General features: G+C 60.7%; 14 protein-coding genes. 5 read left to right on the top strand and 9 right to left on the bottom strand.

From position 1 onward, the window contains the following. Positions 1-50: 50 nt before the first annotated feature. Genes C1J04_RS00830 through C1J04_RS00810 form a run of 5 tightly spaced genes read right to left on the bottom strand, consistent with a single transcriptional unit; the run spans position 51 to position 5,738 of the window. A complete protein-coding gene (locus tag C1J04_RS00830; protein WP_114865226.1) occupies positions 51-956 on the bottom strand; it encodes a sugar kinase in 906 nt (301 codons plus the stop codon). A 3-nt stretch (positions 957-959) separates the two neighbouring features. Beyond that, positions 960-2,744, bottom strand: coding sequence for an IlvD/Edd family dehydratase (locus tag C1J04_RS00825; protein WP_005850424.1), 1,785 nt, complete (start codon positions 2,742-2,744; stop codon positions 960-962). 10 nt (positions 2,745-2,754) lie between these two features. Continuing rightward, a complete protein-coding gene (locus tag C1J04_RS00820) occupies positions 2,755-4,080 on the bottom strand; it encodes a TRAP transporter large permease (RefSeq protein WP_009825539.1) in 1,326 nt (441 codons plus the stop codon). Next, the gene (locus tag C1J04_RS00815) at positions 4,080-4,655 is read right to left on the bottom strand and encodes a TRAP transporter small permease subunit (protein ID WP_009825538.1); all 576 of its coding nucleotides are present in this window, start codon (positions 4,653-4,655) and stop codon (positions 4,080-4,082) included. Before C1J04_RS00815 ends, C1J04_RS00820 begins: the two co-directional genes overlap by 1 nt. A 60-nt stretch (positions 4,656-4,715) precedes the next feature. Then, positions 4,716-5,738: a TRAP transporter substrate-binding protein gene (locus tag C1J04_RS00810; RefSeq protein ID WP_009825537.1), complete on the bottom strand. Its 1,023-nt coding sequence runs from the start codon at positions 5,736-5,738 to the stop codon at positions 4,716-4,718. 118 nt (positions 5,739-5,856) lie between these two features. Between C1J04_RS00810 and C1J04_RS00805 the strand changes: the two genes are divergently transcribed. Beyond that, the gene (locus tag C1J04_RS00805) at positions 5,857-6,882 is read left to right on the top strand and encodes a LacI family DNA-binding transcriptional regulator (RefSeq protein WP_009825536.1); all 1,026 of its coding nucleotides are present in this window, start codon (positions 5,857-5,859) and stop codon (positions 6,880-6,882) included. A gap of 91 nt (positions 6,883-6,973) precedes the next feature. Here C1J04_RS00805 and C1J04_RS00800 read toward each other — a convergent pair whose 3' ends face one another. Beyond that, a complete protein-coding gene (locus C1J04_RS00800) occupies positions 6,974-7,648 on the bottom strand; it encodes a winged helix-turn-helix domain-containing protein (RefSeq protein WP_009825535.1) in 675 nt (224 codons plus the stop codon). A gap of 1 nt (position 7,649) precedes the next feature. Beyond that, on the bottom strand, positions 7,650-7,943 hold the full coding sequence (locus C1J04_RS00795; protein ID WP_009825534.1) for a hypothetical protein: 294 nt from the start codon (positions 7,941-7,943) through the stop codon (positions 7,650-7,652). Positions 7,944-8,132: 189 nt separating this feature from the next. Between C1J04_RS00795 and C1J04_RS00790 the strand changes: the two genes are divergently transcribed. From C1J04_RS00790 to C1J04_RS00780, 3 genes are all read left to right on the top strand, one after another. Then, positions 8,133-8,711, top strand: a complete 579-nt coding sequence (locus C1J04_RS00790) for a hypothetical protein (protein WP_009825533.1) — start codon at positions 8,133-8,135, stop codon at positions 8,709-8,711. A 186-nt stretch (positions 8,712-8,897) separates the two neighbouring features. Next, a complete protein-coding gene (locus tag C1J04_RS00785; protein ID WP_009825532.1) occupies positions 8,898-9,515 on the top strand; it encodes a ribonuclease HII in 618 nt (205 codons plus the stop codon). A 101-nt stretch (positions 9,516-9,616) separates the two neighbouring features. Beyond that, positions 9,617-10,717 (top strand): site-specific DNA-methyltransferase, encoded by a 1,101-nt coding sequence (locus tag C1J04_RS00780; RefSeq protein WP_005850409.1) that lies wholly within the window; start codon positions 9,617-9,619, stop codon positions 10,715-10,717. Between the two features lie 151 nt (positions 10,718-10,868). Here the strand turns inward: C1J04_RS00780 and C1J04_RS00775 are convergent, their stop codons facing one another. Both C1J04_RS00775 and C1J04_RS00770 read right to left on the bottom strand, forming a co-directional pair. After that, positions 10,869-12,020: an alkane 1-monooxygenase gene (locus C1J04_RS00775; protein ID WP_009825531.1), complete on the bottom strand. Its 1,152-nt coding sequence runs from the start codon at positions 12,018-12,020 to the stop codon at positions 10,869-10,871. 79 nt (positions 12,021-12,099) lie between these two features. Beyond that, the gene (locus C1J04_RS00770; protein WP_009825530.1) at positions 12,100-13,164 is read right to left on the bottom strand and encodes an A/G-specific adenine glycosylase; all 1,065 of its coding nucleotides are present in this window, start codon (positions 13,162-13,164) and stop codon (positions 12,100-12,102) included. An 84-nt stretch (positions 13,165-13,248) separates the two neighbouring features. Here C1J04_RS00770 and C1J04_RS00765 point away from each other — a divergent pair, with 84 nt between their 5' ends. Next, positions 13,249-13,758 carry a DUF721 domain-containing protein gene (locus C1J04_RS00765; protein WP_005850403.1) on the top strand — a complete coding sequence of 170 codons (510 nt, stop codon included), beginning with the start codon at positions 13,249-13,251 and terminating at the stop codon, positions 13,756-13,758. Positions 13,759-13,764: the final 6 nt, after the last annotated feature.

The following is a 13,764-nucleotide window of genomic DNA, read 5'->3' as shown; positions in this document are numbered from 1 at the left end:
ATTACGGAGTGTCCAGAGGGGGCGCTGCCCCCGCCCGCGCAGACGTTTGCTTAACCCGCCGCCATGTCGGCAACAGTGGGCAGCGGGGCGACGGCGCCGTAGCCCTGGACAGACAGCGCAGAGGCCGCGACGGCGTAGTGGCATGCGGCTTCGGGGGTGTCGCCTTTTGACAGGCGGGTCAGGAAGGCCCCGTCGAAACAGTCTCCGGCACCTGTGGCGTCGACGGCTGTGACCCGAACGCCGGGGATATGCGTTATCGTTCCGGCGTGCCCCAGAAGCGCGCCGTCCTCTCCGAGGGTCAGGGCGACGATGTCCGGCCCCATTTCGTGAAACGCCCGCACAATGCCTTCGGGGGTGTCCAGCCCCGTAATCTGGCGCGCGTCATCCAGACCCGGCAGCGCGATATCCGCCAGCCCGAGCGCTTGGGTAATCACGGAACGGGCTTGCTCAAGGGGCCAGAGCGCCAGCCGCAAGTTCGGATCGAAAGACACCTGCCGTCCGGCCGCCCGTGCGATACGCATCGCCTCCAGACCGGCATCGCGCGCGCTGGCACTGATCGCCAGAGTGATGCCGGACAGATGGGTGAACCGGGCGCGCTCTATGGCGTCAACAGGCAAGCTGTCTGCGGTCATTCGGCTGGCAGCAGACCCTGCGCGGCGATACTCGAACCGGTGCCCATCCGACCCGTGCCGCACGAAGTAGAGCCCCGTCGGGGCCGATGCGTCCGTCGCAACGCAGGAGGCATCGACGCCCTCGCGGCTCCAAAGATTGCGAAGCTCTTGCCCGAAACCGTCGTCGCCCAAGCACGTCGCCATGGCGCTGCGCGCGCCGAGACGGGCAGCGGCAATGGCGACGTTTGACACGTCACCACCGAACCCCTGATGCCACTGCGTCCCGTTGATCTGGTTGAACTCGACCAGCGGTTCGCCGATGCAGATAATATCGAAGTCGCGCATGGGTCAGTGGTTGTTGCGCGGCAGGCCGCGGCTTGTGATGTCGCGGTATTCGGTAGCGCCTTCAAAGACCATACCTTCGGAGAAGGGGCGTACTTTCTCGCGGAAGATCTCTTGCCAGGGGGATTGGCTTTCTGGCTGCGCATAGCCCCCCGCAGCGTCCAGCGCAGCGCGGCGCGCGGCAAGCTCGGTTTCATCCAGCAGCACATCAACGCGGCGCTGTTTCAGGTCGATCCGGATCGGATCGCCGTCTTGCAACAGCGCAAGCCCGCCCCCATCCGCAGCTTCGGGCGATGCATTAAGGATCGACGCGGAGCCAGAGGTGCCCGACTGCCGCCCGTCGCCGATACACGGCAGGGCGCGGACGCCCTGTTTGATCAGATAGCTTGGCGGGCGCATGTTCACCACCTCGGCCCCGCCGGGATAGCCCTTGGGCCCTGCGCCACGCATCACCAGAACACTGTCGTCGGTCAGCCCCAACGCGGGGTCATCGATGCGGGCGTGAAAGTCTTCTGGTCCGTCGAATACCGCGACACGGCCTTCAAATGCCTCTTGTGCGTTCGAGAAATAGCGCGCCCGAAAGCCCGCGTCGATGGCAGAGGTTTTCATCAAGGCGCTGTCGAACAGGTTGCCGCGCATGTTCAGGAAACCGGCATTGGGTTTCAACGGTGACGCCGCGCGGCGGATCACATCCTCATCAAGGATCGGCGTGTCGGTGTAGAGTTCGGCGATCGTTTGACCGGTTACAGTCAGCGCATCGGGATGTGGCAAAAGCCCGGCCCGCAACAATTCACCGATCACAGCGGCTGTGCCCCCCGCTCGGTGGAAGTCTTCGCCCAGATAGGTGCCGACCGGCTGCATATTGACGAGGAGTGGCACGGCGTGGCCGAATTCCTCCCAGTCTCCGTTGCTCAGCGCGATGCCAAGATGCGCGGCGATGGCATTGAGGTGGATCGGCGCATTTGTTGAACCGCCTAGTGCGGAGTTGACGACGATGGCATTCTCGAAGGCTTCGCGGGTCATGATCTGGGCCGGGCGCAGGTCTGCATGGACCATATCAACGATACGTTTTCCCGTATGATAGGCCGCTTGCCCGCGTTCGCGGTAAGGTGCGGGGATAGAGGCAACGCCGGGCAGCTGCATACCCAGAGCCTCTGACAGGGAGTTCATCGTCGACGCGGTGCCCATCGTGTTGCAGAACCCGACCGAGGGGGCGGAAGAGGCCGCGATCTCGAGGAATTCTTCGGCGTCGATTGTGCCGGCCGCCAGCTCTTGCCGCGCCTGCCAGATCACCGACCCCGATCCTGCACGTTCGCCCCGGTGCCAGCCGTTCAGCATCGGCCCGACAGAGAAGGCCAGGGCGGGCATGCCCACCGTCGCCGCTGCCATCAGCAGCGCCGGCGTGGTTTTGTCACAGCCAATGGTCAGCACGACGCCGTCGATCGGGTAGCCATACAGGCTTTCGACGAGGCTAAGATAAGCGAGGTTACGGTCCAGCATCGCGGTCGGACGCTTGCCGGTTTCCTGGATAGGGTGCACCGGAATTTCCATCGGGATGCCTCCGGCGGCGATGATCCCGTCGCGGGTCCGTTTGGCCAGCTCGATATGGTGGCGGTTGCACGGGCTCAGGTCGCTGCCGGTCTGCGCGATCCCGATCACCGGCTTGCCTGACCGCAGTTCTTCAAGCGTGAGCCCGTAGTTCAGGTAGCGTTCAATATAAAGCGCGGTCATCTCCGGATCGTCGAGATTGTCGAACCACTTACGGGAGCGCAGAGATTTGGTGTCGGTCATAATTCGTCTTTCAGCGGCCGGTCACGCCCGGGAAGGCAATGAGAATAGCGAGCGCGAGGATTTGAAGGGCAATGAAGGGCAGGAGAGAGCGGAAGATCTCTCCCAAAGAGATATCGGATGGTGTCACCGACTTGAGATAGAAGGCGGCAGGACCAAAGGGCGGCGACAGGAAGCTGACCTGCATGTTCATGGCGAAGACCACACCGAACCACACAGGATCAAGACCAAGATCGCGAATGATCGGGACAAAGATCGGCATGGTCAGCAGCGCAATCCCTACCCAGTCCAGAAACATCCCAAGGACAAAGAGGATCGCCATCATGAACAAGACAATCACGGTTGGATTGTCGGACACGCCGGTGATCAGGTTAGAGACAAAGGTGATGCCGCCCATCAGGTTAAAGACCCCGACCAGTGCCGAGGCTCCGATCCCGATCCAGACGATCATCCCGACGGTCGCGAGCGTCCGCTTGGCCGCGCCCACCATCAGCTCTGTGGTGAATTCGCCGCGGATCATCGTGGACAGGGTCACGCCGATCACCCCGATGGCAGAGGCTTCGGTGACCGAGGCAATGCCGCCATAGATCGACCCCAGCACAAAGATCACCACCATGATTGGCAAGATCAACCCTTTGAGCAGACGCATCTTCTCGGCTGTCGAGGTCTCGTCCGGTTCCGGGATCGGGGCGATGTCGGGGTTCATGTAGGCCCGCACCAGCACGTAGATGATATAGAAGCTTGCCAGCATCAGACCGGGCAGGAAGGACGCGGTAAACAGATCCCCGATAGAGACGGACGCCGTCAGACCATAGATGATCAACACGATGGACGGGGGCACCATTGTCCCCAAGGCCCCGCCCGCGCAGCATACGCCGATGGCCAGACGCCGGTCATAACCAAGCCGCAACATCTGGGGCAGTGCCAGCAGACCCAGCAGCACCACCTCGCCCCCGATGATGCCGGACATGGCGGCCAGCACCACGGCGACCAGCAAAGTCTGGATCGCGATGCCGCCCCGCAGACGGCCACCGACCACGCGCATGGCGTCGAACAGATCGCGTGCAATGCCCGACCGATCAAGGATCGCGGCCATCAATACGAACATCGGTACGGACACGAAGACGAAGGAATTGACGAAGCTGAAGATGCGGCTGGTGATCAACGGCACGGCCATTGGACCGAACCAGCCAAGCGCAAAAATCAGCGCCACGAGCAGGGTCACGAAAGCCAGTGGCATGCCGGTGATCAGCAGCAGGAACAAGGTGACGAACATCGCCCCTGTCGCCACTTCGATCCCCATGGCCTTAAAGTCGAACAGCGCTGTGAGAAGGTCCATCACCGGTCCTGTTTTGTCATGTAGTTCCAAGCAAGCACAGCGAACTGCACGGCCATGACCACGAGAATTGTAAAGAGAAAGATTTTAAGCATCCCCGGCGTGGGTGGATCCCATGCGCTGCCGCTGCTTTCCAGCCGGATCGCGCCGGTTGGCGTCCAGACCGCTCGCACAAGGCTTTGCCATGCGGCCCAGCCGAAGAAGGCTGTCGCCACGAGGCAGACCAGCGAAATTACCACATTGAAAACGCGCCGCCACGGGGCTGATAGGTAGTCATAGATCAGGACCACACGGATATGCGCATCCCGCGATACAACATAGAGCCCCCCATAGACAAAAGCGGTGGCATTCAGAAAGATCACCGTCTCATGCGCCCAGATCGTCGGGGCGTCAAAGACATAGCGCAAGACCACCTCGATCCCTAGGATCGCGGCAGAGGCGAGGATCGCAAAGGCAAAAAGGATGCCGATCCGGTCGATGCCGCGCCCTAGCAGCCCGGCCTCTGGGATCGCCCCCTTGGGTGCGTCAATATCCACGGGTGCGCTGGCCGCGACCTTGGGATCTGTCCTGTCTTGCATATGCCCCTCCCGAGCGTTCACCCCTCTGGTCTGTCCGGAAGGGTGCTGGTGCTTCGGCGCTTATTGCAGCAGCCCGTTTTCTTCGAGATAGGCGGTCAGCGTGTCATAGACTTTGCGCGATGCGTCGGATGCTTCGGCCGCCTTCTCCCATTCGGTCTTGGCGAAGGCGCGGAATTTCGCACGCTCTTCATCGGACCAATTGTGCACGGTGATATCGGCGTTGGCTTCGGCTTCTTTCACCGCGGCCATGTCCCGTTCGGCCAAGGTCGACACCTGGAGCTGCCGGAAGTCTTTTACGGACTCCACCAATGCGCTTTGGATATCCTCGGGCATCGAATCCCATACACCTTTGTTGATCGACACCTCGACCAGCGGCATGGAGTGGAAGCCGGGGTATACAGGATGGTTTGCCACGTCATGCATGCCCTGCGCGTGGTTGGTCGAGAAGACGGTATAATCCGCAGCGTCGATCACACCCTTGTCAAGCGAGGTGAAGACCTCGGAGCCAGGCAGGTTGACCGGAGACGCGCCCGCCGCGGCAAAGACTTTCTGCACCATACCTTCGGGGGCGCGCATCTTCAGCCCCTTCAGATCGTCCACACCGTCCAGCGGCACCTTCGACAGAAACGCCTCGAGGCCGGGGGTCGTCGCGCCGATGAAATGCAAACCGTAGGGTTCAAGCATTTCGTTCATCAGCTCATTGCCGCCGCCGTTCTCCATAAAGTCGAACATCTGCTGCGGGTCTGACCATGCCCCGACCGGATTGGCAATCAGACCAAACGCCGGCTCTTTCCCTGCGAAATAAGAGGTATCGGTGACGTGGCCATCGATAATGCCAGCCGCCACGGCATCCTGAGATTCAGTATGGGCGACGATTGTTTCAACGGGCAGCAGATCGACCTCGACGCGGCCGTCGGTTTTGGCGGCGACGTCTTTGGCCCATTCTTGCTGCAGCAAGAAGTTGGCGTTGCCTGCCGGATCAGATGACTGGAACTTGAGCGAAAAATCTTGTGCAGCAGCGGCACCGGCCAGCCCGGCGCTGACAAGTGCGGTTGCGGCCAGAAGCCTAGCGGTAAAGCGCATGTATTTATCCTCCCTAAAAAGTCGTAACCGTAAACGGTGACGATGGGCGGACGCTAATGACAGCGCTGTCATCTGTCAACTATTCCCAAAGAGCTGTGCACGTGATAGGTTTTATCACATGGAAAAGAACACTAAATACAAGCGGGTTACGTTGAATGAAGTCGCGGCAGAGGCCGGTGTCAGCGCTATCACGGTATCGCGGACGATTCGTGCCCCCGACATGGTCTCGGCTGGTGTGCGAAAGAAGGTTCAGGCTGCGATCGAACTGCTTGGGTATGTACCGGATCAAGCCGCTTCGGCGCTTGCGTCCGAGCGGACAAATGTGGTGGGTCTGCTGGTCCCATCGCTGACCAACGCGGTGTTTTCTGACGTCTTGCGCGGTGTTTACGATGTGATCGACGGGTCGGGCTTATCGGTGCAAATCGGTAATTTCCGCTATAGCCCCAGCAAGGAAGAAAACCTTTTGCGTACCTTCCTGCGTCAGCGTCCGGCGGGGCTGATTGTGGCAGGGATCGACCAAACCGACGCAGCACGAACCCTGCTCAAGTCCGCGCCCTGTCCCGTCGTGCAGATTATGGACGTGTCGGACTCTCCGATTGATCTCATGATCGGGTTCTCACACTACGATGGTGCGGTCGAAGGCACGCGGCACTTGATTGATGCGGGGTACAAAAAGCCCGGATTTCTGGGCGCGCGAATGGACCCGCGCTCGCAGGCGCGGCTTGCGGGGTTCACAGCCGAAGCGCAGGCGCGCGGCGTGTATGATCCGAGCCGCGTGATCACGACGACCTACCCGTCCTCGGTGGGTATGGGCGGGCAACTGCTGAGCGATCTTCTTGCGCAAGCGCCAGACACCGATGCTGTGTTCTGCAATAATGACGACCTCGCCGCCGGCGCGCTGTTCGAGGCCGAACGCCGTCGCATCAACGTCCCCAACGATCTGGGTATCTGCGGCTTCAACGACCTTGAAATGTCGCGGCACCTGAACCCGGGCATTACCTCTGTCGCGACGCCGCGCTACGAGGTCGGTGCAGGGGCAATGACCCTGCTTCGGGACGCAATCGCTGACCGCGCGGCCATCCACACGCCGCATATCCGGCTCGGCGTGGAGCTGATAAAGCGCGGATCGACAAAGCGGGGGTGAATGTCGCGGATGACACGAGACCGGGCAGGGGGGCGCTGCCCCCGTCGCGCAGGCGCGACTCCCCCGGAGTTTTCAGGGCAAAATGAAGAGGTCAGATGACCTTGATCACGTCTTTGTCGATGGCCAGCATATAGCCGCGCCGCGCGATATTCTTGACCAGCAGTTCCGACACGATCTGGTTGCCCAATGTATCGCGCAGACGTTTGATGCGCGTGGCCCCTGCTGCTTCGTCGCAGTCAGCGGCGGTCCGGCCCGAGATCATGCCCTCGATCTCGGAGCCTGAGAGCACATCGTCATCCATGCGCGCTTCGGCAAGGACCGACATCGTTTCCATCGCGGCGGCGGTCAGTTTGAAGCCGAGGTTGTTGAGGTAGACGGTGTTTTCCTCGCGGCTGATGAGGAGCGAGTTTACTTGTATCCCCACCCGTTCGATCTGCGCCATGCGGCGGTTGAAGCCCACGAGCATGATCAGGAACACCAGCGCCGCGACCAGCATGGCCGTCGCAAAGACCAGCAGCACGATGATCACGATCCGGTAGCTCGACAGGGTTTCGGAAAACGCGGTGCCCGATTGTGCGAGAATTTCAAGCAGTTTGATTTCGGCCTGAGTCGTAAGATCGTCGTTCTCGACAAAGATGCGTTCCACCTGCGCGTTAAAGGCATTGGCGTCGGGCAGGGCCCATAGCAACAGCCCTGCGCCGATCAGAATGATCGTCACAACGGCCGCGATACCACCGCCGACAAAACGCCCGCCCGTGCGGCGCATCTCAGAAGCGGAGGAAATTTGGTCCGGCACTCGCTTTCCTTTGGTTTAGGCCATCCTTGCCAAAGACAGAGACGATCGTCAGCAACGTCCAGCCATTTGCAGCCAGCCGGTCCGTCAATTGGGCCTGCGCCGAGGCACGGCTGCAGTCACCGGATACCTGCGCCACACCATAATGCAGGCGCAAGGGGTTTTCCTGCTTTGCCTTGTAGTCGGCAAAACATTCCGCCGCTTGGGCAGAGGGGGCGGAGAGGGCCAGAAGCCCCGCAGCAGCCAGGGAAAGGAGGATGTGTTTCATGACGATCAGACTGCGCCTATCCGGGCGGATATTCAATATCCATTGGGTCTGTACCGCTTTGTTATTCGATAACAGGGGGGTGTTATTGCCTGTCTGAGGGGGGTGCGGCCAGTTTGATCCCACGGCCTCGCTCTTGATGGCTTTGCATGGGGTGCTTCCCATGTTGCCCCCAACCGAAAGGATCAGACAATGCGCTTTACATTGCACCATAAATTCATCGCCTCGATTGCAGCCGCAGCCGTCGCTATCACCGCCTTTACTGCTGCCCCCGCCGCCGCGGGCGACCGCAACAGGGATCTGGCGAAAATCGCGGTCGGTGTTTTGGGCGTGGCCATTGTCGGCAAGATCATTCACGACAAGAACAAGCGTGACGAGGAACGTGCCCGGCAGGAAGTATCAAAGCACCGCCACGCGCCAAACACTGTGTACCGCGCTCCACGCCCTCAACGGGCCGAGCGCGTGCCCGTCTACCGCGCGCCGCAATCGCGCCACCGGGTAGAGCCGCGTCCGCTGCCCAAGGGCTACAAGCGCAAGCAGCATCACACCCATGCCAACGCCAAGCTGCTGCCCAAACAGTGTTTCCAGAGTTTTGACACGCGTCGCGGTCAGGTGCTGATGTTCGGCCGCCGCTGTCTTGAGAATAATTTCCGTCATGCCAACCGTCTGCCGCAGCAATGCGCGCAGCAGATCCGGACCCATCGGGGCACCCGCTATGGGTATGACGCCCGCTGCCTGCGCGGCGCGGGATACAGTTTGGCGCGCGGTTAATCTCAGCGTGCCAATACCGGGGGCATTTCGATGCTCTCGGGTGGGGAAGGGAGGGATGTTCGGGCATCCCTCCCTTTCTTATGTGCTGTGGATATCTTTTGCGATTGTGACATCGCAGTCTTCGCAAGGTCACAATTCGCGTGGGCGGGGCTTGAGCTTTGGCGCGGGTTGGGGTTTTCACGGGTCATGAAACCAGATTTTGAATTTGAACGGGCCGCCCATGCGCGCGGCTTTGAGCGGGTCGCCGGCGTGGACGAGGTGGGGCGCGGGCCCTTGGCGGGGCCGGTCACTGCCGCTGCCGTGGTGCTGGACCCGGATCGCATTCCCGAGGGGCTGAACGATTCAAAAAAGCTGACCAAACCTGCGCGAGAACGCCTGTATGAAGAGCTTTTGCAGGTTGCGGATGTCAGCGTTGCCCATGCCTCGGTCGAAGAGATTGAAGAGCTCAACATCCTGAGGGCGAGCCACCTTGCCATGCTGCGCGCGCTGGAGGGGCTGAAGACCCCCGCCGATTATGCGTTGATCGACGGCAATGTGATCCCGCGCGATCTGACCTTGCCTGCCGAACCCGTGATCAAGGGAGACGCTCGGTCGCAGTCGATTTCCGCGGCATCAATTGCGGCCAAAATATGTCGAGATTGTGTCATGTTGTCCTTGGCGCAACAGCACCCCGGATATGGCTGGGAAACCAACATGGGATACGGGTCGAAAAAGCACATGGAGGCGTTGCAGAAAATTGGTGTGACCCCACACCATAGACGTTTGTTCAAACCCGTACACAACATGTTGTATCAAGATAAATAACTAACCACTTGATTCAAAAAAGAAATTGACCAGGAATCGTCTGTCGGGGCATCTTGTGGATAACCAAGAGCACACAATGTGCCGGGCAAGAGGCAGCTATTATGAAGACGATGACCAAGGGTGCGGCAGCACTCCCTTTAAACACGATCATTTCTGGCGACTGTATCGAAGCGATGAATGCGCTTCCGGCAGAGTCGGTGGACCTTATCTTTGCAGATCCCCCCTATAACCTGCAGTTGCGTGGCGACTTGCATCGCCCCGACAATTCAAAGGTGGATGCGGTCGATGATGCGTGGGACCAGTTTTCCAGCTTTGCCGTCTATGACAAGTTTACCCGCGAATGGCTGAAAGCCGCGCGGCGTCTGTTGAAACCCAATGGCGCGATCTGGGTTATTGGCAGCTATCACAATATTTTCCGCGTTGGTGCCGCATTGCAGGATGCGGGTTTCTGGATCTTGAACGACGTGGTGTGGCGCAAGTCGAACCCGATGCCGAACTTTCGCGGCAAGCGTTTTACCAATGCGCATGAAACCATGATCTGGGCCGGCAAGGACGAGAATTCCAAATACACCTTCAACTACGAAGCGTTGAAAGCGCTGAACGAAGGTATCCAGATGCGTAGTGATTGGGTGCTGCCGATCTGCACCGGTCACGAACGTCTGAAGGACGAGATGGGCGATAAAGCGCATCCGACGCAAAAACCCGAAAGCCTGTTGCACCGTATCCTTGTGGGGTCCACCAACCCCGGTGATGTCGTGCTTGATCCGTTCTTTGGGACTGGCACCACAGGCGCCGTTGCCAAGATGCTGGGCCGCGACTTTATCGGGATTGAACGGGAAGAGGCGTATCGCAAGGTTGCCGAAAAGCGGATCAAATCCGTGCGCAAGTTCGACAAAGAAGCGTTGCAGACCACCACCTCGAAACGCGCCGAGCCGCGCGTGCCGTTTGGCCAGCTGGTTGAACGTGGCATGCTGCGCCCGGGCGAAGAGCTTTATTCCCTTAACGGCCGGTATTCCGCCAAGGTCCGTGCCGATGGCACGCTTGTCGGGAACGAGGTTAAAGGATCGATCCACCAAGTCGGTGCGGCTTATGAGAAAGCGCCAAGCTGCAATGGTTGGACATATTGGTGCTACAAGAAAGACGGCAAACGCGTGCCGATCGATATCTTGCGCCAGCAGATCCGGGCAGAGATGGCCAACTAGGCCTCTCCCCACTTTCACACCCTATTTACGAACACCGCCGGTGTCCTTGCCGCCTCATGAGAAGGCGTGCCCATAAGGACACTCACCTTGGCCCCGCCTTTCATTGGCGGGGTCTTTTTCGTTTCAGGCGGTCAGGAAGGTTCAGCGATGTTCAGCGGGGATAGGGGGTCTTGCCTGCGTTATACTCGGCCCAGTCTGTGATCTCGGGGTAGTAGGTCCGGCGCCATTCCCGCACCCGTGGGTTCATCACGCGCCGCCAGACCCAGGGCATCATCGCGGCCATTGTCATGACGGGGTAGCCATAGGGCAGTTGCGGTGCTTCTGCGTCGCCATAGGTTTGCAGCACGGGAAACCGCCGGTCGGGTTTATAGTGGTGGTCGGAATGGCGTTGCAGATTGATCAGCAGCCAGTTGGACGCCTTATGCGCTGCGTTCCACGAATGACGCGGCTGGACGTGTTCATATTTGCCGTCACCCAGATGTTTGCGCGTCAGACCGTAGTGTTCGATGTAATTCACCAGCTCAAGCTGCCAGATCGCCACGCCCGCTTGCAGCAGGAACAGGCCCAGCCCGACCCAACCGCCAAGGACCACGGCGAGGATCAGACAGCCTGCTTGCAGCGCCCAGTATTTGAAAAACGGGTTGCTCAGGTCGATCCAGGGTTTGCCCTTGCGTGCCAGCATCGATTTTTCGGCCTGAAAGCTGGACACCAGCGATTGCCGCAGCACGCGCGGGTAAAAGCGGTGGAACCCTTCGTTATAGCGTGCGGTCACCGGATCGCGCGGGGTGGCGACATAGCGGTGGTGCACCAGCAGATGTTCAGACCGGAAGTGCGAATAGAGCACCATCGCCAGCAGCGCATCGGCCCAGAAGCGTTCGCGTCTATTGCGTTGGTGCATCAGCTCGTGGGCGTAGTTGATCCCGATGGTGCCCGTCATGACGCCGACGCCGAAGAAGACGGCGGCTTTCTCCCAGCCGGACAGATGCACGGCCTGTGGCGCGTACCATAGCAACCCGAACAGCGTGAGAAATTGCACCGGCATCCACGCGGTCGTGATCATGCGATACCAGAACAGGTCGCCGTCTGATGCGTCCGGATCGGCGTTATCAAGGTTCAGCCCCGCGATCGCGTCGATGATCGAAAACAGATACCATGTGACCAGCGGCATCAGGATCACGGTCCAGCCGCCGACGGTGGCGGAGATCCAGACCAGCGGGATCAGCGCGAAGGACAGGGCAAAAGGCAGCGCACGCCGGAACTGCGACAGCTGGTCGGTGCTTATGTTTGTGGTGGGCGAGGTCATGCTGCACGGCCTTTTCGGGTTATCTGGCCCAAGGGGATCGGGCACAGCTTTGGCTGCGACAAACTATGCCGCGCCGCCGCTAACGTAGCAAGTCATAGGCTTTGCGCATCACCGTGGGCAGGTCCGACGGGCGGAAATCATCCCGCGTGACAAAGTGCCCGCGTGCTGGCACCGTGTCATTCGTTAGGGGCGCGTGCATGACGGTCAGCATCAGGTGGAAATGCGTGAACGTGTGCCGCACCTCCCCGGCAAGGGGGTGCCAGTCGGCGGGGGCAGGCGGCGTGCCTGCGGGGCGCGAGCCGTCGGCCTCGATCCAGTCGGTGCCGGGCCACCCGAGCATACCGCCGAGCAACCCTTTGTCGGGGCGCGTCTCAAGCAGCCAGGCACCATCCGCGCGCTGCCCCAGATAGACCGTGCCATGGCGGATCGGTTTCGGCTTCTTCGGGGTCTTCTTGGGCAGTTCGGCCGCCGTGCCATTGCGGCGGGCAAGGCAGGGGGCGCGCCACGGACAAATGCCGCAGGCAGGGGATTTGGGGGTGCAGATCGTGGCCCCTAGATCCATCACCGCTTGGGCGTAATCTCCGGGACGGGTGGTTGGGGTAAGCGCCTGAGCACGTGCCATGAGGTCGGGCTTGGCGGCGGGCAGGGGGGTGTGGATGTCATAAAGCCGCGCCATCACCCGTTCGACATTGCCATCCAGCACCGTGAACGGCAGATCAAACGCGATAGAGGATACAGCCGCAGCAGTATAAGGGCCAATTCCCGGCAGCTTCAGCAAGGCCGCGTGGTCGGCGGGGAAGTGGCCGTCATGATCGGCCACCACAGCGCGGGCGCATTTCAGCAGATTGCGGGCACGGGCATAATAGCCCAGTCCGGCCCATTCTCCCATCACATCCGCATCCGCAGCAGCTGCCAGATCAGCGACCGTCGGCCAGCGCGCGGTGAACCGTTGGAAATAGTCGCGCACGGTTGCGACGGTGGTTTGTTGCAGCATCACCTCGCTCAGCCAGATGCGGTAGGGATCGGGGCGCACGCCCGCCGCCCGCGCCGCTGGCGGCACGCGCCAAGGCATCGCGCGCGCATGGACATCGTACCATTCCAGAAGGATCAGCGGGAGGTCGCCGGAGGGGTCGGTGTCACGCAATGTTTATAACCTTTTCGGTTGGGTATGGCTGGTGATACGAGGCGGGATCGCTATGTTGTGGCTAGTCATTCGGGAAAGATAGTCATGGCGCCACGGCGTACCAGTACAAAAGGGTTCAAAAGGACGGATAGCCTGCTTTCGGCCAAGATCCGTCAGGCGAGCGAGACTCGCGGCTTTGCCCAATCCCGTCTGTTGACCCAATGGGCCGAAATCGTCGGTCAGGACGTCGCGGCCATCTCGCGCCCTGTTGAGGTCAGCTATGGCCGCGGCGGTATGGGGGCGACGCTGACCTTGCTGACGACAGGGGCAAATGCGCCCATGCTGGAGATGCAGAAGGAACAGCTGCGCGCCAAGGTGAACGCCATTTACGGGTTCAACGCGATTGCGCGGGTGCGGGTGACCCAGACGGCTGCCACCGGCTTTGCCGAAGGCCAGGTCGCTTTTGCGCCGCAACCCAAGACCCATCCCGAACCGCCGAACGACCCCGTCTTGCAACAGCGTGCTGCCGAAACCGTCAGCCCTGTCGCGAACGAGGCCCTGCGCGATGCACTTGCACGTCTGGGCGAGAACATATTGAACAAGACCAAACGCTGAAAAAGG

The sequence above is a fragment of the Sulfitobacter sp. SK025 genome (genome assembly GCF_003352105.1).
GTDB lineage: Bacteria > Pseudomonadota > Alphaproteobacteria > Rhodobacterales > Rhodobacteraceae > Sulfitobacter > Sulfitobacter pontiacus.
The sequence above is the reverse complement of the archived record's forward strand: the minus strand, read 5'-3'. Positions and strand labels throughout refer to the sequence as shown.